Genomic DNA, 21,678 nt, shown 5'->3' on the forward strand with positions numbered 1-21,678 from the left:
CCATCCTCCTTCATTACTCGTTCACTACATCGACAAAGAGTTTTTCGAGATCTTGACTTTCGTCTATTTTCCCTTCGTACCTGAGTTTTCCGTTTTGGATAATGCCAATATAATCGGCTAATTGCTTAACTTCGGACAAAATATGGCTCGATAGAATGACGGTGATCCCGTTTTCGGTAAACGATTGAATGAGTTTTCGCAAGTCCTGTATGCCTAATGGGTCCAAGCCGTTTGTTGGTTCGTCGAGAATGATCAGCTTTGGATGGTTTAAAAGCGCTTTGGCAATTCCTAATCGCTGTTTCATTCCGAGGGAAAATTGAGATGCTTTCTTTTTCCCTGTATTTTCTAAGCCGACGATGTTCAAAACTTCTTGGATCCGCGACTCAGGCAAATGAAGCAATTTAGCGTGAACAAGCAAGTTTTCATGAGCCGTTAGATTGCCGTAAAGAGCAGGGGATTCGATCAGCACACCGATATCTTTTAAGTCTTTTCTGCTCCAAGGATGGCCGTTGATCATGATTTCCCCTTTCGTAGGACGCAAAAGCCCTGTCAGCATTTTTAAAAGGGTTGACTTTCCGGCTCCATTTGGTCCGAGCAATCCATAAACCGTCTGTTTCTTGACTTTAATGGATACATCATCTACGACGAGTTGTTTCCCAAACGCTTTGCTTACATGATGGGTCTCTAACATATACTCTCCCATGTTCATTCTCCTCCTATATATAGAAAATTGGGTGGTGATGTTGTTTTTAGCTGGCATTAGTGAAAGGAGCGATGGCGATATCCGTGCTGTGTTTCATATTAATGGCTCAATGTAATGTTTTTATAAGAAAATGAGCACATGGATGATGTTTTTTATAGATTGGGCTTCGTACCTTGGTTTATCGTTTGCTGTTGCCGTGATCAGCGCTCTTCACTGACCAGTGAATGAAAATGATTGGAAGTATCGATGGATTTGAGCGATTAAGTTGATGTCACATGTGGTGAGGAAACAAAATGGTCAACGGGGCTGTTGTGGTTCATACATAGGGAGTGGGAGGCGGATGAATCATCATAAGGGGTAGTGTCCATTTTCATGGTGAGGTGGTTGACTAATGAACAAAACATATCATTTGTGGGGGGGGAATCACCCACCCCACAATGATTTTCAAATCTTATTTATGGCAGCAAAAACTGGATCGAACTTCCTCCGTTTTGTATCCTTACTCAAATAATCATTGACAAGCATTCATTTTGATTAGTACGAACGTCAGGGGTTATATCTATATAAATATTCTCGCCCGCTTCGGGGCGAGTAAGCAGGGGAGAGTGGTGTTCGAATTCTTGTTGGGGTGGCGTCAAAGGGCTGATTACAGCTACAGCCCTTTTGGCGTCACTTTCTTTTCCACTTTGCGCAGCAACCAGTCAAACACAATCGCCAAAATGGCAGCTGGGATGGCGCCGGCTAAAATCAAGTTTTTATCGGCGATACGCAAACCGCGGTCGATCAAGTCACCAAGCCCGCCAGCGCCGATAAACGTCGCTAAGGCGGCGACACCGATCGTCAACACCGTTGCTGTGCGCACGCCGGCCATAATGACCGGAAGAGAGAGAGGAAGCTCGACCATCCATAAAATTTGTCGCGATGTCATCCCCATCCCTCGTCCGGCATCAACGAGCGCCGGGTCAACGCCGAGAATGCCCGTGTACGTGTTACGCAAAATCGGCAATAGGGCATAAAGCGTCAAGGCGATGATCGCCGGCAGTTTGCCAATGCCGAAAATCGGCAACATAAACCCAAGCAATGCTAAGCTTGGAATCGTTTGGATGATGGCGGCAATGCCGATAATCGGCTCAGCGAGTTTGCGATACCGCGTCAACACCACACCGAGCGGCACGGCAACCGCAATGGCGATGCCCATGGCAATAGCAGATAACAGTACGTGCTCTTGAAAAGCGATCCAAATCTCTTCTTGTCGTTCGATAAACGTTTGCAATAATTCCATTGTACCCCTCCTTGGTGGAAAAACAGCGGCAGATGGATAGCCGCTTGGTCATCGTGTTATTCCTTCCTTGGTGAAACAATCGTTGGCAGATGGACTAGTTTTCCCCCTTTGGGGAAAAGCGACGGGAAATGAGCCGCGACTTCATCATGGTATGCCATTCGGCAGAAAGGCGGCGGGTCAGCCGCCACTTCGTTCTCGGCTGAAACCGGCCGCCAACCGGATGAGTGATTTCAGCGGCTACTTTTCAAACAAGCAGTCGCATCCCCTTGTCCATAAACCACTTATCAGCAGTTCAACCCTTATTTTAATCGAGCCATCGTTTCAAGCGGTTTGCCAACAAGATGGACAGAAACGGGACATTCCTCTCCACCTATATCTCATTCATTTTTTTATGCATGTTGTTGAAATGTCCACTCAGCAAGCGCGCGCATCATGCTTGAGCGCGTAATACCGCCGACAAGACGGTCGCCGTCGAGCACCGGAATGATGCGCACATCCGAGTCTTGGAACAAAGCAGCGACGTCGGTGACACCCGCTTCTTTTTGTAATGTCGTCACATCGTAATCAGCGATATCCGCAACAAGCAAATGTTCCTCATTGTATCGTTGTTCGATTTGTTTGAGTGTCACGATGCCGAGAAACGAGCGCTTTTTATCGACGACAACCAAACTGTCTACTTTTCTCGCTTTCATTAGCCGGAACGCTTCAGCTAAGCCACGCCGTGGCGAAATCGTTGCGACGTCATCGGACATTAAATCTTCCGCTGTTGGCACGGCTGTTTGGCGAGTTCGCATTTGCAGCCGGTCTTCACCAATAAATTCGCGGACAAACGAGTTCGCTGGTCGCCGAAGCATTTGGTCTGGCGTCGCAAACTGGACGATTTCACCGTCTTTCATCAGCGCAATCCGATCGGCAATTTTAATCGCTTCGTCCATATCATGGGTGACAAAGACAATCGTTTTGTGAATCTCCTCTTGCAAACGGATGATGTCATCTTGCAGCTGTTCACGGCTGATCGGGTCGAGAGCGCTAAATGGCTCGTCCATCAAAATGATGTCCGGTTCAGCAGCCAAGGCGCGGACGACACCGACGCGTTGCTGTTGGCCGCCGCTGAGCTCCGACGGATAGCGATGCTTGAACGTCGCTGGATCTAAGCCGACGAGCTCAAGCAACTCATCGACCCGCTTTTCATAGGCGTGTTTTTCCCATTTTTTCAGCTTCGGCACGAGCGCGATGTTTTCCGCGATCGTCATATGTGGAAACAAGCCGATTTGCTGGATGACATAGCCGATGTTACGCCGCAGTTCGACCGGATCAAGCTCAGAAATGTCTTGTCCATCGATATACACTTTTCCCGATGTCGGCTCGATTAAGCGGTTGATCATCCGCATCGTTGTCGTTTTCCCGCAGCCGCTCGGCCCGATGAGGGCAACCAGCTCTCCTTTACGGATTTCAAGATTGATATTTTTTAAGGCAACGAACCCATCTTCATACTGTTTTGTTACGTTTTCAAACCGAATCATCCACATTCCTCACTTTCTAGTCGATCAGTCCTTCCGATTTCAAGAAGTCAATCGCCACCTTGCGCGGCTGTTTCCCTTCTAAGTTCACTTCGCCGTTGAGTTCCATCATTTTTTCGTCAGTTAAAATATTCGCTAGTTGATTGAGTTTTTCTTCCAATCCCGGGTTGGCATCCAACACTTCTTGGCGGATGATCGGTACGGCGTAGTATGGCGGGAAGTACTGTTTATCGTCTTTGAGCACAACGAGGTCATATTTCTTAATACGGGCATCCGTCGTGTAGGCCGTGATGACATCAATCTTTCCATTTTTCGCTGCTTCGTATTGCAAGTCTGGATCGATGTTGACCGTTTTCTTGAAGTGGAATCCGTACGTATCGACAAGCCCATCATAGCCGTCGCTTCGCTCAAAAAACTCGGCGTCTGACCCAAATGTGAGGGAAGATGAATGGTTCACTAAATCGGAGTACGTTTTAACTCCGAGCTTTTCAGCAAGGTCTCTCCGCATCGCTAATGCATACGTATTGTTAAATCCGAGTGATTTGAGCCAAGCGATGTTGTATTTTTCCTTATATAATTTCTTCGTTTCATTGTAGATTTGTTCGGGCGTTTTCGTTGGATCGTACGGCTGTTTTAAAATGTTTAAATACCCTGTCCCTGTATATTCAACATACATGTCGATGTCCCCGTTTTCAATGGCTTGCTGCAACATAAAGGCACCGCCTAAACTTTCCTTCACCTCGACATCCAAATCGGTGTTGGCTTTCACATATTCAGCTAGTACATGCGTCAAAATCATCTGTTCGGTAAACTTCTTTCCGGTAATCACGATTTTCCCTTTCGCATCACTTTTTCCGCTGCAGGCGGCCAATCCTAAAACAAGCCCGACAGCGAGCAAAGACATGAACCATTTTCGCAACATAATTCCTCCTTTTTCTGCTAGTATCATAGGGGAGAAGAGAATAAAAAAAGCGGCAAAATGACGCGGAGGGGTGAAAAGCGTCATAATAAAAGGGTAACGTAATATGGGGGTAGCTGGCAAATTTGGTATCGGCCGATCTGTCCGTCTGTCGCTTGCTCTTGTAGTGATCAGTGTTCTCTCCTCCTTGATGCTTATAAATGCTCGGGAATGCTCTCAGATCCTCTCGAATACTCCGAACTCAAGATATTCTGGTTGACCCCAATGTTACCGCCGCCCCGTCAGTTTACCGGTCTCCCGAGCGGGCTCGCCAAGCTCGCCTTCGTCATCGCCGAAAGCTTGCAGCCCATGGCCAAGAAGATGAAGCAGCGCCAAACAGCAGGCGGCCAAGAGGTGGCCCTCGGGCGGCTGTTGTTCGGATGTTTCGAGACATAGTTTGCGATTGTGTGAAGAAGAGGAGCTCCAATTGCGAAATGAGGTGAGCGAAATAATGAATAGAATGGATGGCCTCGTACGAACAGTGGGGAATCGTGAAAGAAAAGATACATATTGCGAAGCGAATGCTGACGCAAGAGATATAACGTGAAGGCGATTAGTGAACTGACCCGATTGTCGGTGGCAGTGGTGGGAAAACTGAAAAAGTAGAAGATCCATGTGAGGACACTAAGAAGCAAGATTCGTTTGTCGTCGACCTCCAATCGTGCAAAAACCCCAGGGGGTCGACGACATTTGTGTTTGTCACTGGGTTCCTACAGCTATCGCAGGCGAGCGTTATTGACGGAATTTTTTTACTGTGTTATTCTGAAGGCAACAAGGGATGAAAAAACTTGATATAACAGCACTTTTTGGGTTTGTATCGTACCTATGAGGGATTGAAACTCTGTCGATGAACTGAATTTTTATTTCGCCTGCGGTTTTTATCGTACCTATGAGGGATCGAAACGCCTCTGCTTATAAATAAAGAAAGAAGGAATTATAGAAAGCAGGGTATTCTCATGAGACTGACCATTACCATGAATGGGCGGCAGGGTCCTGTGTCGCTGCCGCTTCATTATCAGCATTTGTTGCAAGGGCTATTGTATCGATCACTAGAAAGTAAACAACTCGCGACGTTTTTACATGAGATTGGATTCCGCCATGAGAAGCGGTCTTTCAAACTGTTTACGTTTAGCCGCCTTTTTGGACGACATGAAGTGGACCGGGTGAAGAAAACGATACGGTTTTTGGACGAATTCCAATGGCATATCGATACGATCCTTCCAGAGTTGACCGAGCAACTCGGGCAGCAGTTGTTGCTGCGGCGGGAGATTTGGCTTTACGATCAGCCGGTTGAAGTCAAAAGTGTGAAAATGGACAAGGTTGAGATCCGTCAAAGCACAATCGAGGTGGCTATGCTTTCTCCGCTAACTGTATACAGCACATATGAGACGATCGATAGAAGAAAGAAAACTCATTTTTTCGGGCCGGATGATGAGGTATTTCCCCATCTCATTGAGCTGAATTTTCGCCATAAATATCAAGCGTACTATGGTGTCCCGCCGGTGGAGAGATTGTCAATTCAACCCGTTCATGTCCACCAACGCCATCGCGTTGTGACACTATTCAAAGATATGTATATTACAGGGTGGTTGGGGCATTACCGTCTCTCCTCTTCTCCCGAGCAGTTGACGTTTTTATACCACGTTGGCCTGGGCAGCCGAAATTCCCAAGGGTTCGGCATGTTCTGCCTAACGGGTAAATAATTCGATTCCTCTATTGTCGTCGACCTCCAATCGTGCAAAAACCCCAGGGGGTCGACGACATTTGTTTTTGTCACTTGGCTCCTACAGCTATCACGGGTGAGTGTGATTGACAGAATTTTTTGACCGTGTTATTCTGAAGGTAACATGGGATGAAAAAGCTTGATATAACAGTACTTTTTGGGTTTGTATCGTACCTATGAGGGATTGAAACTCAGCTATCTTGCATATTCGTTGAACAGAACAAAAGTTTGTATCGTACCTATGAGGGATTGAAACTGGATTTCGAGGAATTGCGAAACCACTTGATGGAGCTAGGGTTTGTATCGTACCTATGAGGGATTGAAACTACCAAACAAACCATGCTTTTTTCTCTTCATTGTCGTTTGTATCGTACCTATGAGGGATTGAAACAAAATTTATTAACTGGAAGAACGAAGCGGTTAGCAGAGTTTGTATCGTACCTATGAGGGATTGAAACTTACGACGAGTACACATATGACCCGAACGCCGGGGGTTTGTATCGTACCTATGAGGAATGGAAACCCCTCACCGAGTCCGCGCATTTTTTCTCCTAAACCCCGTTTGTATCGTACCTATGAGGAATGGAAACTTTATCGATTTTGGAGATGGAGCATATCATGTCATCATCAATTTATAAAACACTCTTGTTGTGGTTTTTTATTTTGCGAAAACATCAAATGAAACTTTCGTGGAGAGTGGAATGAAAGAAAGAATTTTATGTTAAAGGATGATGATGTATGAATAATAGAATACAACAATTCTGGAATGATTTTTGTAAGGCAACTGGTCAGGAGGGGATTGAATATAAAGATGCCTTTCAGTTTGGAGCTTTTCCTGATCGGTTGGCTGATTTAGTTGTTAAAGGAAAGAAAACAGCGACAACTTCAGGCTACGTGTTTTATGAGTTAGAAAAAGAACCTATCCCTAAAGCTGGTGAATATTATATTGTTTTGGATGGTCAGGGAGAGCCAGTCGCAGTCATTCAAATTCAATCCGTTGAAATTGTTCCGATGAATGAGGTGACAGAGGAATTTGCTTTAGCGGAAGGCGAAGGAGATTATCGTTCTTGGTGGGATGCACACGAAAAATTTTTTACCGAATCATTAAAAGAATACGACATGGAATTTTCACCAGATATGTTAGTTGTATGTGAACGATTTAAAAAAGTATATCCGAAATAAGGCGGTTAATTTAAAGAAATGATTTAGAGCATCTGAATAATGAGGTGACCCCTGTCAAGGAGTCAGGAATAAAAAAGCGGATGTAAACAGCCTGGGTTCTGTATTCATAAGGACTCAGGTTGTTTCGCTTTTTGCAAACTTTTTAAACTCTGCACCATGTGTTTTCTGTGAAAGTGTGTGCCCCTTAGTTCCTCATTTCCATGCCTAGGTAAGGAGCAAACCTTGCTCATGGGTTTTTTTATTTTTTCATAGAAAAATCCCCTCCATAGTAAACAGATCCGCGGGCTTTCTTTTTCTGTCTACTATAAGGGGATCATCTCATTTCTTTACGGACACCTTCTTTGCGTTCGATTCCGACAAGACGCTTAGTGCCGACTATGAAGGCGATGTGTCCAAGTGGTGAGTTTTTCTTTCATCTCTTTGCGCCACACGCTTGATGAACGACGATGGGCATAGCCGACTAAGGCGCCGGTGACAATGAGCAAGAGGCTGGAGAAGGCAAAAATGTAGGCGATGGAAAATAGACTGGCGATGGCACCTGCAGCGGTAGGACCGGTCAAGTTGCCGAGAAAACGGCTGCTGGCGGTGACGCCGAACACCCGCCCTTGAATGCGGCTTGGGCTTTGCACATTGATGAGTGCCTGAATGGCTGGCCATACGCCGCCGACTACCAGCCCTTGCAAGAAGCGCCACACGTACAGGGCGTAAATATTGTCTGTCCATACTTGCGGCAAGGCGAACAAACCGGACAGCACAAGCAGTATCGGTAATGTTTTCTCCTGCCCGATCCGGTCGCCGAGTTTTCCTAAGTACGGCGCGCCGATGATCGTCGCAATGCCGGTGATGGATGAGGCGAGGCCGGACAGAAATGCAAGATTGCTTGTGTTGCCGACTAACGATTGGACAAAAATGGTCATCATCGAATTGACGCCAAGAACGGCGATTTGTACAAGAAACGTAGCGATAAACAAGATGATGAGCGGCCGATGTTCGAACACTTCCTTGAAGCTCGCTTTGTTCTTTTTCGTCTGCGGCACGACCGGATCTTTTTCGAGCCAAAACATTACAGGCAAGAGCGTAAGCAAGATGCAAAGCCCGGTCACCAAAAACACCGGACGGAAGCCAAATAGGTCGGATAAAGCGCCGCCGATGAGCGGTCCGATAATGTTGCCGGCGATACTTCCGGTTTGCAGTGTTCCGAGTGCCTCGCCGCTATGGTCTTTTGGAACGATGCGGGCCAAATAGGAAAACGAGACGGTGATGAATCCCGAGAAAAAGCCAACAAGAAATCGGAGCACAAGCAGTACCATCGGCGATGCGGCAAACGCCATGCAGGCGGTGAGGAGGCCCATGCCGATTCCAGCGCGAATCAAATTGGCGCGCTGGCCGTATTTATCGGCAAACATGCCCCAAATCGGTGCCATAATCGCAGCCGATAAAAAGGTGGCGGAAAAGACGAGCCCTGTCCACATGCTTAAGGCATGATGTTCAGTGACACCCATTTGCCATAGGAAGAGCGATAAAAAGGGAATGACCATGGTCATTCCAGCCGAAACCATAAAATTGCACAGCCATAAAATGCGGACGCTTCGCTTCCAGTCCATGGGAGGTCATCTCCTGAATTATTTCGTTTCTCTAATCATTCTACTACAATGGAAAAATAGAGGAAATGATTTTGCTCATCCATGGCGGGAAATCAACTAGAGCGGAACAAACCAATCCCCCTTGCCAGGTGGGGCAAGGGGGTCATCTATGTGAAAAGGGGGGGAGGGGGAGATTAGGCGTTCGTCGATTGGGCTTCCTTCCATTTCGCTAATTCACGTTCCACTTCTTCCTCAAACGGCACAGGGGACAACACAGCGTTCGTTCCGAATCGAGCAGCGGACGCTTCGGCTTCTAACGCGATGACGCGTTCTTCCATGCGGGCGAAGCCGCGCAGCGCCTCATCGGCAGAAAACGAAGCGAGTGTCGTGTCGATTTGTTTTAACGCTTTGGCAGCATTGACGCGTGCGGTGAGCTCTAGCTGTTTGGCGGCAAGCTCGTCATATCGTTCGCGCAGCTGATTGAGGCGGCGGACGATTTCGGCTGTTTTTGCTTTGATCGTTTCATATTGTTGCTTGTAGGTTTCTAGTTTCTTCTCATACAGCAGTTTGTCGCCCAATGCCAACTTGGCGACGGCTTCTTCGTTGCGTTCGAGCGCCAACTTGGCTTGACGATTCCGCTTTTCCACCGTTTCTTCCGCTTGCGCGATGAGCGTTGCATAACGCTGTTCGGTGACCCATTGTTGGGCGAGCGCTTGGCGCCCTTGTTCGAGTTGTTGTTCGAGTTCGCGTAAATATTGTTTCGTCATGGCGATCGGATCTTCCCATTGATCGATTTGTTCGTTCACTTCAGCGAGAACGATTGTTTTGATCCGGCGGAACACACCCATTTGTTTTGCCCTCCTTTTGTACAATTTTTTCCCATTCATCGAGCCAGTCGGTGGAAATGGGTGCGGTTGTTGGTTTCCATGTTTCCGCGGCTACTGATTTTCGCGTTTGATGGCGTCCGAAGGCATATACGGCGGCCAGCGCCAATCCGAGTAACACCCATTTCGGCAACAGGGCGGCGATCCCTAAGGTGATAAGCGCCCAGCCAATCCAGCGCTTCGATCGCTTCGCCACAAGCCATATCGCGCCAACGCCGACAAGCAGCAGTGGGATGAACCACATGAGCAAGCCGGGAATCAACCAGCCTGCGCGCGGCTCTACACGAAAGATCAGGTGGTGATGCCCAAAGCCGCCGTGCATGCCGTCAAACAGAACACTTAGGCGCCTGTACACGATCACTTCATGTGGCGTGAGCACATGAAATAGGCTGACCCCGGCGAGCACAATAAGGGCGAGCAGAGCGAGCGCTCGAAGTTTCTTCAATATCGACACCTCCTTTTTCGGTGGTGGACTAGCTTACAGTTTGCATTGTAGTAGGCGAAGGAGAAAATTAGGTGAAAAGCGAAATCTTTTTAAACTGATTGTGGATAGAGAATGAAAGGTGTCCCGTTCTATAGGGGACACCTTTCGTTGTGATAAAAAAAGCTGTGGGTTAAGCGGGCAGGAGGACAAGAAATTCTGTCCCTTGGCCGAGTTGGCTTTGAACGTGGATCGTACCACCATGGGCGTCGACGATCCATTTGGCGATCGATAGTCCCAGACCGTGGCCACCTTGTTGGCGGGAGCGCGCTTTGTCGACACGGTAGAAGCGGTCGAAAATCCGGCCCATATCTTCCGGCGGAATGCCGATGCCGGTGTCTTTGACAGAAAGGACGAATTGTTTCGGTTCGGTGCGGATCGACAGCGTCACATTCCCGCCTTCTGGGGTGTATTTGATGGCGTTATCAAGCAAAATGTATAGCAGTTGCGTCAACTTGTCCGGATCGGCTGTCACCATCGCCTGCTCCGGGGCGTGAAAATTCATTGTGATCTGTTTTTTCGCTGCCAGCTCCGAGATGAGCTGGAATGTTCGCTCAGCGTGCGGGCGGAAGTCAAACGTTTGTTTCGCCAGCTCCAACGCGGCATGTTTTGCATCCGCGCGGGCGAGCGTCAAGAGGTCGTTCATCAACTTCGTGATCCGCTTCAACTCTTCACGAAGGCGATCGAGCAGACGGTGGGCCAATTCGTTTTTCATCACATCTTCTTCCAGTGTGAGCGCCTCAACGGATGAAAAGACGACACTAAGCGGCGTGCGCAACTCATGCGAGGCGTCGGCGACAAACTGGCGCTGCCGCTCGTACGCTTCTTCAATCGGCACGAGAGCTCGCTTGGACATAAAGAAACTAAGCGCCACCCCGACGGCGAGAAACAGAATGGCAAGACCGATGAGCACGATCAGCAGCCAATGAAACACTCCAAAAAACGATGTCACGTCCATCCCGATATAAAGCATGCCGACGACATCTCCCCGAATGACGAGCGGGTGGGCGGCGGTGAGCACTCGCCAATCACGCGCAGCGTCGCGGGCTAGGCCCGGCATATGTTTAGGCAATGATACGGTCAGATAGACTGGGGTCTGTTCGTTCGTGTCCAGATGAGACAAGGCGCTTAAAAAATACGGGCGCAGGCGCCGGTGGACTTCATCCCCGGCGAGCAGACGGCCGGTTGGGCTGATGACGTAAAAAAAGAGTTGATCTTCGCTGAACAGCACGAGACTTTGGTCATCGAACAAGTCAAAATTGCTTTGTTTTAACAAAAACTGTTCAATGGTATTGGCCTCCTGTTCGGCGAGGCGAGTGATGCGCTGCTCTTGCTCGGATGTCGTGATCCAATAAAACAAGGCGGCGGCAATAACGACAAACAAAGCGAGAAATAAGGTGAAAATGCCGCTATAAAGCGCGGTCAGCCGCCAATGAGTGCGGCGGAACAAGTCCGCGTTACCTAAACGGCGCAGCCATTGGCGCCACTCGTTCCAGTTATTTATCAATTTTATATCCCACTCCCCGCACCGTTTGGATGACATCGTCTTTCAACTTTTTACGAAGCAATTTAATCGTCGCGTCAATCGTTTTCATGGATACATCAGCGTCCCATCCCCAGACGCGGTCTAGGATCGTCTCGCGCGGCACAACTTGGCCTTGGTTTTGGACGAGAAGATCGAGAAGCTGAAACTCGCGCGGGGTAAGGGAAATTTCCTCATTATTGCGATGCAGCGTATGGCTTGTTCGATTCAAGGTGAAGCCGTGAAAAGTTACTGTTTCCTCTTGAAGCGGGACGAACGTGCGCCGAGCGAGCGCTTTTAAGCGGGCAACAAGTTCATCAATTTCAAACGGCTTAACCAAATAATCATCCGCCCCAGCTTCAAGCCCGGTGACGCGGTCTTGCACTGCGTCTTTTGCCGTCAGTATCAAAATGGCGCCCGTATAACCATTTTGCCTCAATCGTCGGCAAATATCGACTCCATCGCCGTTTGGGAGCATCCAATCGAGCACGACGACATCGTAAAACTCCGCCATCGCGTAGTCGTACGCGTCTTCTCCTTCTTGTACCCAGTCGATATGGTCAATCCCTTTTTTCTTTAACAAATGGACGATTAGTTCCCCTAAGTGGAGATCATCTTCGGCGAGCAATACTTTCATGGCCGTTCCTCCCGTTTCCCATCATTTCTTTTATCATAACAAAGATGCGTGAAAAAAAGGTGAAAATCAGAAGGGAAGGGAGGAGTCACTCCGAAGAGATGGTTTCTTTCACTATTTTTTCACTTTTCTTGACTATGATGATGGGGGAAGAGGAAATGGGAGGAACAGAAGATGCGATTGAGCTCTAGTATGACGCCGACAGCTAAGTGTCGGACTGGGTGGTCTTCGCTATGCGTGCGACCGATAGATGTCGGCGATAGGATGGTGTTTCATCCGCCTTTTCGCTGTTTCGCCAGAATGCGAGCCAATCTGTCTAATGCTTGGTTATCGATGACGATTCATCATCAAGGAGGAGAAGAGCTATGGACATGATGACATTCGAACCAACACCACCCCCACAACTGAAACGACGCGGTCGTTTCGTGTCATGGCTGGCGGCTTCTGTCGCGGGAGCGGTGATCGGCAGCGTGGCGACATGGTATGTGGCGCCCAAATGGCTGAATCAAGGAAACGTCGCCCAAACCCAATTGACCCAAACGAATGGGAAAAAAAGTGAAACATTGCCGTTGCAGCCGACTGCGAGCACAAACACGAATATGATCGCGGCGATCAACGAAGTGGCTGATGCTGTCGTTGGGGTCATCAACATCCAGAAGCAAGCGGATTTTTTCTCTAACCAAGTGCAAAATACAGAAGCGGGAACAGGTTCGGGCGTGATTTTCAAAAAAGATGGCAATACGGCATACATTGTGACGAACAACCATGTCATTGAAGGAGCGAACGAAGTCGAAGTGGCACTTGCGAACGGAAAAAAAGTGAAAGCGGACATCGTTGGCGCCGATGCGTTAACCGATTTGGCCGTCTTGAAAATTCCGGCCAATGGCGTAACGAAAGTAGCGAGTTTCGGCGACTCGTCAAATGTACCAATCGGCGAACCAGTCGCGGCAATCGGCAATCCGCTTGGCCTTGACTTGTCGCGGACGGTGACGGAAGGGATCGTCAGCGGCAAACGGACGATGCCCGTATCCACCTCAGCGGGTAATTGGGAAATCGATGTCATCCAAACCGACGCGGCGATCAATCCGGGCAACAGCGGCGGTGCGCTCATTAACAGCGCCGGGCAAGTCATTGGCATCAACAGCATGAAAATTGCCCAAACGGGTGTTGAAGGACTCGGCTTTGCCATCCCGAGCGAAAACGCCCAACCGATCGTCGAGCAGCTCATGAAAGATGGAACAGTCAAGCGCCCGTACCTTGGTGTCCAACTCGTCGATGTCGCTGATTTGTCTGCCGACGTACGCAACGACGAACTGAAACTTCCATCAAGCGTGACACAAGGCGCTGCTGTCACCGCGGTCGAACCGTTCTCGCCTGCGGCCGAGGCCGGGTTGAAGTCGAAAGATGTCATCGTGGCAATCAATGGGGATAAAATCGACAGCGTCAGCGCCTTGCGCAAATATTTGTATACAAAAACATCGGTAGATGAACGCATCAAACTGACCATTTATCGCGATGGATTCGAGACAACCGTTTCGGTGACGCTCAAAACCAAACAAAACAATCAATCATAAGAAAATAACGCCTCTTTTCGGCTGTATCAGCTGGGAAGGGGCGGTTTTTTATTTGAAAAGCCCCCCTGCGAATACAATCGACTTGACGGTGGTGATCACGCATCTTTACTGCAGGATCGACGAAAAGACTCTGAATAGCGCGGAGGAACCACTACAGCACTTAGGATGTGTAGGATGACGGCTTCGATTCCCTTCTGGTACATACAGCAACGAGGTGAGAAGGAGAATGGGAAGCAGATGAAGGAAGCTGAGATTCCATCCAATGTGGTGAGATGCTCAAATCCTCGGTCGGCGTCCGGTTATATTGCTGATCTGAAAAGGAGTGTGTGGTAGACTTGGTAGGTAGTTTAACGTTGTTTCAAATAGTTTCTCTTTGAAGCGAAGACAAGGGGGGATGAATCAGGAGGTGTCTTATTCACAAAAACGAACTTGCATTCTATAACAAGATTATCCTATCAAGTAGAGAAGGAGGGAATATCATACCCTTATAGCCAAAAAATATTTCTCTGAGTATCAAAGGAGAATTGGGGACGTTTGATGTCTGTGACTAGGAAGCTATCCGTGTAAGGTTTTCATGAGTTTCAACATAACAACAGTGTTCGAACAGCATATTTTTACATAATGAAAAACAAATCTGTCTGTTTATTTAACAGAATGTATAATGAAATTAACGATCTGATAATATAGAATATTTTTTGAATTTTGTCTTTATTAAATATTCTATGAATGGATGGGGGTTCTATGAGTGAAGCATGACATTTTTTCAAAAGACCCACGCTATAAAATAGCTCGCAAGGAAGTTTGGATTGGGATAGGTTTGGTGATTTTCAATTTTATTTGGTGGTATGGTTTTGCTTATGGATTAGGATCTGTACCTGCTAACCAATACAGCTATATCTTTGGATTTCCTGCTTGGTTTTTTTACAGCTGTATCCTTGGTTTAATTGTTATGTCCTTGCTTGTTTTCACTGTTGTTAAATTCTTTTTTAAAGAAGTTCCGTTTGACGAGGACGAAATCGATGGAGAAGGGAGGGGGGTAAAATGAATTGGGAAGTAATTATACCATTAATCATATTCCTTTTGATCACTTTTAGCGTTGGGGTCTGGGCGAATAAATATGTCAGTAAAACTAATTCCTTCCTTCAGGAATATTTTTTAGGGAGCAGGGAATTAGGTGGGTTTATTTTAGCCATGACTATGATGGCTACATATGGTAGTGCCAGTAGTTTTATTGGAGGACCGGGTGTTGCTTATACGACGGGATTAGGTTGGGTTTTGTTGTCAATGGCACAACTACCAGCAGGATACTTTGTGTTAATGATTCTTGGAAAGAAGTTTGCTATTGCAGCAAGAAAGTATCAAGCAATTACCTTAATCGATTTTTTGAAATCAAGATATGAAAGTAAATGGGTTGTGCTACTCTCCGCTTTAAGCATCATTATCTTCTTATTTTCAGCAATGGCTGCTCAATGGGTAGGGGGAGCTAGATTAATTGAATCGTTAACAGGTTTGTCCTATACAACAGCACTATTTATTTTTGCTGTTTCTGTGTTGGTCTATGTTATAATTGGTGGTTTTCGGGCTGTGGCTATGACGGATGCTATTCAGGGAACCGTTATGTTTATTGGTACTTTCATTCTACTCATTGCCACCATCGTTGCCGGTGGAGGAGTATCAAACATTATCTCAGAGCTAGCGACAGAAAATCCAAATTTAATAACGCCATTTGGTGCGGAAGGAGAACTTACTCCATTATATGTATCTTCATTTTGGATTTTAGTAGGTGTTGGAGTTGTCGGATTGCCACAGATCACAGTTCGAGCCATGTCTTATAAAAACGCTAAGGCGATGCATCGAGCAATTATTATTAGTACCGTATTTGTTGGTTTTATTATGCTTGCTATGCATCTAATTGGAGTTTTTGCACGAGTAATTATACCAGGTGTAGAGATAGGCGATAAGGTAATGCCATTGCTTACCCTTCATGTTCTGCCTGCTTGGTTAGCAGGGATTATATTGACTGCTCCATTGGCTGCTATTATGTCTACAGTAGACTCTTTGTTAATATTGGTTAGTTCTTCTATAGTGAAGGATGTTTATCTAAACTACATCAAACCGGAAGCAACGGAGAAACAAATTAAAACAGCAAGTTTTGGAGTAACAACGATTATTGGAATACTAGTTTTTCTGATGGCATTAAGTCCTCCAGATTTGTTGATTTGGCTAAATCTTTTCTCTTTTGGCGGTTTAGAGGCTGCGTTTATTTGGCCAGTTATTCTAGGACTGTATTGGAAAAAGGGGAATAAATACGGAGCCATTGCTTCCATGATTGTTGGTGTTGGCTCGTATATTGTCATTCACACATACTTTGGCAATTTATTCGGTTTACACACCGTAGTAGTGCCTGTTCTTTTATCATGCATTGTTTATGTGCTTACTAGTCTAATTACAAATAAAACGATGGGAATGAAAGTAGACTATGGGTTAAGTCATCAAACAAAGGAGGTTTAATTCATGAATAATTATGTTACGGATTCTACCCTTCGCCTTCTTCGAGATAGGGAGGAAGTAGTTAAGCTTACACAGGCACTTGTGCGAATTCCAAGTGTGTATCGGCCAGGAGATCCTGAGGGGAATGAACAAAAAGTGGCTCAATATGTAGCGAATTATTTAAAACAGATGGGAGTAGAGGTGCATATAGAAGAAGTAGAACCGGGACGCCCTAATGTTATCGGTATTATCGACTCTGGAAAGCCGGGGAAAACCATTCTTTTTGAGGGACATACAGATGTAGTAACAGAAGGGGATAGAAGTGCATGGACTTATGACCCTTTCGGAGCGGAAATTGTTAATGGGAGAATTTATGGGAGGGGCACAAATGACACAAAAGGAAATTTAGCTTGTATGATCACCGCTGTTCATTCTTTATTGAGGGAGAAAGAACAATGGAAAGGAAAAATTATACTTTGTATTCCTTGTGATGAAGAAGGAATGATGATCGGGATTAAACACTTTATCCAAAGAGGTTGGGCGAAGGGGGTTGATGGTGCGATTATTTGTGAGCCGGAAGAAAATCAAGTATGTATTGCGCAAAAAGGAGCGATGAGGATTGTTATTCGTGTATATGGAAAGATGGCACATGGGGCGATTCCTTTAAGTGGTATAAATCCAAACACAAGAATGGCGAAATTAATATGTGAGTTAGAACAACTAGAGAAACGAGAAAAAGAAAGATTAGGGAAACATCCGTTGCTTGGCTGGCCAAGTATTACTCCAACCATTTTGAAAGCACCTGTGCATGGGGATGCCCAAATAAATGTAATTCCTGATCAATGTATGACGACGCTGGATATACGAACGATTCCGGGACAGGATCACGAAGAGCTCTGTGAAGAAATTCAGCGCATCTTTGAACGGTTAGCCAAGGAAGATCCAGATTTTAAAGGGGAATTTGAAGTCATTGAAAACAGACCATGGACGAAAACGAGTAAAGATGAGCCAATTGTAAAGGCAGTGGCAGAAGCAGTGAGGAGAGTAACGAAAAAAGAACCTTATTACAATGGTGTACCCGGAGCGACGGATGGTACCTTTTTACACCTGGAAGGCATACCTATTGTAACTATTGGAGCAGGAGATCGTGAAATTCCTCATCAAGTTGATGAGTACGTAGAGATTGATGAACTCGCTGAAACGACTGAAATCTATAGAACAGCAGCTTTGCTGTTCTTAAATGAAGAGGTTTAGAGAATGAGGGAGTTTCGGATAGCAGTTCTTCCAGGTGATGGAATAGGTCCTGAAGTAATGAATGAGGCGTTAAAAGTTTTACGGATACTCAAAGATAAAGATTACACATTTCAATTTCATGCAGATATGTTTTTGTGGAATTCAGAGTATTACTTGCAGCATGGGAGAATGATGCCAGAAAACGGTCTAGATATATTAAAGAATTACGATGCCATCTTGTTCGGTGCTATCGGAGACCCACGTGTGCCTGATGATATATCTGTGTGGGAATTGATTATGCCAATACGGAAAAGGTTTTGTCAATATGTGAATCTTCGACCTGTGAAAAAACTGAAGGGAATTCCTGAACAATTTATCCATCAAGAACGCCCTATCAATTTTGTAATAGTAAGAGAAAATGCAGAGGGTGAATATTCTAATAGTGGAGGAAGAATATATCAGGGAACTGATCAAGAAATAGCTGTTCAAAATACAATCATCACAAGGAAGGGAACAGAGAGAATAGCAAGATATGCATTTCAATATGCTAAAAAACATGGTTATCAAAAAGTTATAAATGCAACAAAGTCAAATGCGGTAGTCCACTCGATGAAATTGTGGGACGAGGTGATTGAGCATGTTGCCAGCGAATATCCAGATATTCAATTAGAAAAGTACTATATTGATGCTTTAGCTGCATACTTTGTTCAAAGACCTGATACACTTCAAGTTATTGTCGCCTCTAATTTATTCGGTGATATCCTTTCAGATTTAGGCTCTGCTTTAGTAGGGGGACTAGGTATATCGCCTTCCGCTAACATCAACCCGGAAGGGGTATTTCCATCGATGTTTGAGCCGGTACATGGGTCAGCCCCAGACATTGCGGGAAAGGGAAAAGCGAATCCGATTGCCCAAATTTGGTCAGCAGCGCTAATGCTTCAATCTTTAGGTAGAGAGGATTTAGCTAGTATTATCTTAAAAGCAATTGAAAAGGTAACCGAGCACGGAGAAAAATTGACAGAGGATCTTGGTGGCAATTCAACAACCGCTGAAATGGGAGAAGAAATCGTTCGACAAATAGTCAAAATAATGGGCTAAAGGTAGAGAGGTGAGATCAATTGTGTATGCGCTTTCTAGACAAAGTCGTTATCGTAACAGGAGCAGCAGGAGGTATGGGGAAAGCAGCCGTAAAGCGTTTTTTAGATGAGGGGGCACATGTTGTGGCCCTCGACCTTTATCCTAAAGGGATACCGGAGACAGCCGATCACTTTTATCCATTGGCTGTAGACGTAACAAATGAAGAAAAAGTAAAGCAAGTATTTCAGGAGATTCGAAATCAGTTTGGCAAAATAGATGCACTTGTCAACTTTGTAGGGATAGCACAACAAGCTGAACCGATTGAACAAGTGTCTTTAAATAAATGGATGAAGATTTTAAATACAAATGTTACTTCTTTATTTTTGCTTTGTAAAGAAGCGGTTCAGATTATGAAAGATACACGAAACAAAGGGGCAATTGTTAATGTTGCTTCCATTTCTGTCGTCCGACCAAGACCGGGATTGCAATCCTATATCGCTTCTAAAGGTGCAGTTGTGTCCTTTTCTCAAGCTCTAGCTCTTGAACTGGCCCCTTACCAAATTAGAGTCAATGTGATTCATCCAGGACCGTGTGATACTGATATGTTAGGAGAATTTGCAGCTCTCGGATCTGATGTGAATGTGGTGAAGGAGGAAATATTCAAAAAAAGCATTCCGTTAGGGGAATTAATCCAACCAGAGGATGTAGCGAGTACCGCTTTATATCTTTGCTCAGACGAGGCACATATGATTACAGGGAGTGTTATTCATGTCGACGGTGGACGCGGTATATGAGGAATCCATGTTTTGTTGATTTATATCCAGCAGGGTCATAACAAGATATAAAACTGTTGCAGATAGGGAGTAGATACTCCAAGAAAAAATTTTAATAGGGGCGAAAGTATTATCATCGCCCTTTCTTATGATGGGTTGAGATAATCACTCATTATATACAGGCGCATTGAAAAATCAACATTTGTCCTCGCCTGCACAGAACTTCTTGCCCTGCAACCTAGTTTGCAGATGGCATCTACGGGATCTTTGGAGCAATTGCTATTTGGATTGCAGGATGATGCGGGAGGTTAACTCTTCATCTTGCATATGTATATAGCAGTGCGATGCATATAAGGGGTTTTGCGATGATCATTATTTAAAGTAAGGGGATGGGCATGAAAAAACGAAAAATGTATGTAGATGGAAAATGGATCGATAGTAAATCAGGAGAGGCAATCACCGTTTTCAACCCTGCAAACTATGAGCCGATTGCTCAAGTTCCTCGTGGTAATAGCGAAGATGTAAATGATGCAGTTGAAGCTGCACGAAGAACATTTGAGTCACAGCAATGGAGGAACGTGAAACCGCATGAACGAGGTTATATTTTGCTTGAGATGGCTAAAAGAATACGAGAGTGTAAAGATGAGTTGGCACGATTAGAAACATTAGATGTCGGAAAGCCTTTGTCTCAGTCATATGCAGATGTGGAGGCAGCGGCACGATATTTTGAGTTTTACGGAGGGGTTGCCGATAAAATAATGGGGGAAACCATTCCAGTTGAGCCGGGAATATTAGATTATACTATTCGTGAACCGCTCGGTGTCACAGCACATATTATTCCATGGAATTATCCTATTCAAATTTCTTCAAGAAGTGCCGCAGCAGCAATCGCGGCAGGAAATGCTGTTGTCATGAAACCAGCTGAAGATGCTCCTTTAACTACGTTAAAGTTGGCAGAGTTTTTCGACGAACTAAACCTTCCAAACGGAATATTCAACGTAGTGACAGGATTTGGACATGAAGCAGGAGCAGCTTTGGCATCGCATCCAGATATTGACCATGTGACATTTACTGGATCGGTAGAAACAGGAATATCTGTTATGCAGGCTGCAGCTAAGAACGTCGTTCCTGTTACGTTAGAACTAGGAGGGAAATCTCCAAATATTGTATTTTCAGATTGTGATAAAGAGAAAGCTTTACATTGGATAGTAAAGTCAATTATACAAAACGCTGGTCAAACCTGTTCGGCTGGTTCTAGGCTCATTATTGAAAAATCGATCAAAGATTCGTTTGTAGAAGCTTTAGTAGAAAGATTTAAAAACATGACAATTGGTCCGGGTATAGAGGATGTTGATATTGGACCTATTATTTCAAAAAAGCAGTTTGACATCATACAGAATTTCCTTTCGATTGCAGAGAGAGAAGGGAAGATACTTGTAGGTGGACGGCGAGTAATGATTCCAGGAAATGAGAAAGGATATTATGTACAGCCCACTATTGTTGATGAAGTGGATGCAAATAGTCCATTAGCTCAGGAAGAAATTTTTGGACCTGTGTTAACGGTACTTACGTTTGAATCGGAAGAGGAAGCCATTCAAATGGCTAACGGGACTAAATTTGGGCTTGTGACAGGCATTTGGACATCAGATGTAAAGAGAGCTCATCGTGTTGCAGAAAGGGTTCAATCTGGACAGGTCTTTATCAATAATTATGGGGCAGGCGGAGGTATTCAAATGCCTTTCGGCGGATATAAACGAAGTGGGTTCGGGAGAGAAAAAGGACTAGAAGCATTGAGAAATTACACACAATTAAAAAATATAGCTTTGAAATACTCTGACTAGGCTTAATCGTTACTAGTTTTGTATTTGTGGCGATGATAAAGTCTTCATTATTTAACGTGGCGTTTGAATGGATTGAAAAGAGGGTGTCCTCAAATTCGTGCAATTTAGGAAAGTTTCTATAACAATAAATAAGCCAATTATCTAATTGATTGACGACCAAAAAAGAGACACGAACCGAACTCCTTGATTACAATAGGCGTATGCCCATCACGAGTCAC

At 45.5% G+C, this 21,678-nt stretch carries 19 protein-coding genes and 1 CRISPR repeat array; of the genes, 10 read left to right on the plus strand and 9 right to left on the minus strand.

Features of this window, described 5'->3' with window-relative positions:
• Positions 1–13: 13 nt before the first annotated feature.
• The 4 genes from DSM465_RS0114065 to DSM465_RS0114080 all read right to left on the minus strand — a co-directional run bounded on the left by DSM465_RS0114065 (position 14) and on the right by DSM465_RS0114080 (position 4,427).
• Entirely contained in the window at positions 14–703 is a 690-nt protein-coding gene (locus DSM465_RS0114065; protein ID WP_011886702.1) for a lantibiotic protection ABC transporter ATP-binding protein, read from the minus strand.
• A 652-nt stretch (positions 704–1,355) separates the two neighbouring features.
• Positions 1,356–1,985 (minus strand): ABC transporter permease, encoded by a 630-nt coding sequence (locus DSM465_RS0114070; protein WP_011886703.1) that lies wholly within the window; start codon positions 1,983–1,985, stop codon positions 1,356–1,358.
• 389 nt (positions 1,986–2,374) lie between these two features.
• A complete protein-coding gene (locus tag DSM465_RS0114075; protein ID WP_011886704.1) occupies positions 2,375–3,508 on the minus strand; it encodes a betaine/proline/choline family ABC transporter ATP-binding protein in 1,134 nt (377 codons plus the stop codon).
• Positions 3,509–3,524: 16 nt separating this feature from the next.
• On the minus strand, positions 3,525–4,427 hold the full coding sequence (locus DSM465_RS0114080; RefSeq protein ID WP_008881427.1) for a glycine betaine ABC transporter substrate-binding protein: 903 nt from the start codon (positions 4,425–4,427) through the stop codon (positions 3,525–3,527).
• A 252-nt stretch (positions 4,428–4,679) separates the two neighbouring features.
• Here DSM465_RS0114080 and DSM465_RS19320 point away from each other — a divergent pair, with 252 nt between their 5' ends.
• The 3 genes from DSM465_RS19320 (at position 4,680) to DSM465_RS0114095 (ending at position 7,368) form a co-directional block, all read left to right on the plus strand.
• Positions 4,680–4,859 carry a hypothetical protein gene (locus tag DSM465_RS19320; RefSeq protein WP_148206523.1) on the plus strand — a complete coding sequence of 60 codons (180 nt, stop codon included), beginning with the start codon at positions 4,680–4,682 and terminating at the stop codon, positions 4,857–4,859.
• A 560-nt stretch (positions 4,860–5,419) separates the two neighbouring features.
• Complete coding sequence (cas6, locus tag DSM465_RS0114090) at positions 5,420–6,166, plus strand: CRISPR-associated endoribonuclease Cas6 (RefSeq protein WP_011886706.1); 747 nt, start codon at positions 5,420–5,422, stop codon at positions 6,164–6,166.
• A gap of 181 nt (positions 6,167–6,347) precedes the next feature.
• A CRISPR array of direct repeats spans positions 6,348–6,776; the repeat unit is 30 nt; unit sequence GTTTGTATCGTACCTATGAGGGATTGAAAC.
• A 148-nt stretch (positions 6,777–6,924) separates the two neighbouring features.
• Complete coding sequence (locus tag DSM465_RS0114095) at positions 6,925–7,368, plus strand: ASCH domain-containing protein (protein WP_011886707.1); 444 nt, start codon at positions 6,925–6,927, stop codon at positions 7,366–7,368.
• Positions 7,369–7,733: 365 nt separating this feature from the next.
• Here the strand turns inward: DSM465_RS0114095 and DSM465_RS0114100 are convergent, their stop codons facing one another.
• From DSM465_RS0114100 to DSM465_RS0114120, 5 genes are all read right to left on the minus strand, one after another.
• Positions 7,734–8,972 carry an MFS transporter gene (locus DSM465_RS0114100; RefSeq protein WP_029761611.1) on the minus strand — a complete coding sequence of 413 codons (1,239 nt, stop codon included), beginning with the start codon at positions 8,970–8,972 and terminating at the stop codon, positions 7,734–7,736.
• Positions 8,973–9,145: 173 nt separating this feature from the next.
• On the minus strand, positions 9,146–9,799 hold the full coding sequence (locus DSM465_RS0114105; RefSeq protein ID WP_029761612.1) for a PspA/IM30 family protein: 654 nt from the start codon (positions 9,797–9,799) through the stop codon (positions 9,146–9,148).
• Positions 9,759–10,280, minus strand: a complete 522-nt coding sequence (locus tag DSM465_RS0114110) for a hypothetical protein (RefSeq protein WP_029761613.1) — start codon at positions 10,278–10,280, stop codon at positions 9,759–9,761. The genes DSM465_RS0114105 and DSM465_RS0114110 overlap by 41 nt, the downstream gene beginning before the upstream one ends.
• A gap of 169 nt (positions 10,281–10,449) precedes the next feature.
• Entirely contained in the window at positions 10,450–11,823 is a 1,374-nt protein-coding gene (locus tag DSM465_RS0114115) for a sensor histidine kinase (protein ID WP_029761614.1), read from the minus strand.
• Positions 11,813–12,475 carry a response regulator transcription factor gene (locus DSM465_RS0114120; RefSeq protein ID WP_008881421.1) on the minus strand — a complete coding sequence of 221 codons (663 nt, stop codon included), beginning with the start codon at positions 12,473–12,475 and terminating at the stop codon, positions 11,813–11,815. The genes DSM465_RS0114115 and DSM465_RS0114120 overlap by 11 nt, the downstream gene beginning before the upstream one ends.
• 362 nt (positions 12,476–12,837) lie before the next feature.
• Between DSM465_RS0114120 and DSM465_RS0114130 the strand changes: the two genes are divergently transcribed.
• The 7 genes from DSM465_RS0114130 to DSM465_RS0114165 all read left to right on the plus strand — a co-directional run bounded on the left by DSM465_RS0114130 (position 12,838) and on the right by DSM465_RS0114165 (position 21,460).
• On the plus strand, positions 12,838–14,046 hold the full coding sequence (locus DSM465_RS0114130) for a S1C family serine protease (RefSeq protein ID WP_029761615.1): 1,209 nt from the start codon (positions 12,838–12,840) through the stop codon (positions 14,044–14,046).
• 745 nt (positions 14,047–14,791) lie between these two features.
• A complete protein-coding gene (locus DSM465_RS0114140; protein WP_008881419.1) occupies positions 14,792–15,091 on the plus strand; it encodes a YhdT family protein in 300 nt (99 codons plus the stop codon).
• Positions 15,088–16,557 (plus strand): sodium/pantothenate symporter, encoded by a 1,470-nt coding sequence (panF, locus tag DSM465_RS0114145; protein ID WP_029761617.1) that lies wholly within the window; start codon positions 15,088–15,090, stop codon positions 16,555–16,557. The genes DSM465_RS0114140 and panF overlap by 4 nt, the downstream gene beginning before the upstream one ends.
• Positions 16,558–16,560: 3 nt before the next feature.
• Complete coding sequence (locus DSM465_RS0114150) at positions 16,561–17,790, plus strand: M20 family metallopeptidase (RefSeq protein ID WP_029761618.1); 1,230 nt, start codon at positions 16,561–16,563, stop codon at positions 17,788–17,790.
• Between the two features lie 3 nt (positions 17,791–17,793).
• Positions 17,794–18,867 (plus strand): tartrate dehydrogenase, encoded by a 1,074-nt coding sequence (locus DSM465_RS0114155; RefSeq protein WP_008881416.1) that lies wholly within the window; start codon positions 17,794–17,796, stop codon positions 18,865–18,867.
• A gap of 26 nt (positions 18,868–18,893) precedes the next feature.
• On the plus strand, positions 18,894–19,640 hold the full coding sequence (locus DSM465_RS0114160; protein ID WP_011886714.1) for an SDR family NAD(P)-dependent oxidoreductase: 747 nt from the start codon (positions 18,894–18,896) through the stop codon (positions 19,638–19,640).
• Positions 19,641–20,014: 374 nt separating this feature from the next.
• Positions 20,015–21,460, plus strand: a complete 1,446-nt coding sequence (locus DSM465_RS0114165) for an aldehyde dehydrogenase family protein (protein ID WP_029761619.1) — start codon at positions 20,015–20,017, stop codon at positions 21,458–21,460.
• Positions 21,461–21,678: the final 218 nt, after the last annotated feature.

It is taken from the genome of Geobacillus thermodenitrificans subsp. thermodenitrificans DSM 465, assembly GCF_000496575.1.
In the GTDB taxonomy this organism is placed as follows: Bacteria; Bacillota; Bacilli; order Bacillales; family Anoxybacillaceae; genus Geobacillus; species Geobacillus thermodenitrificans.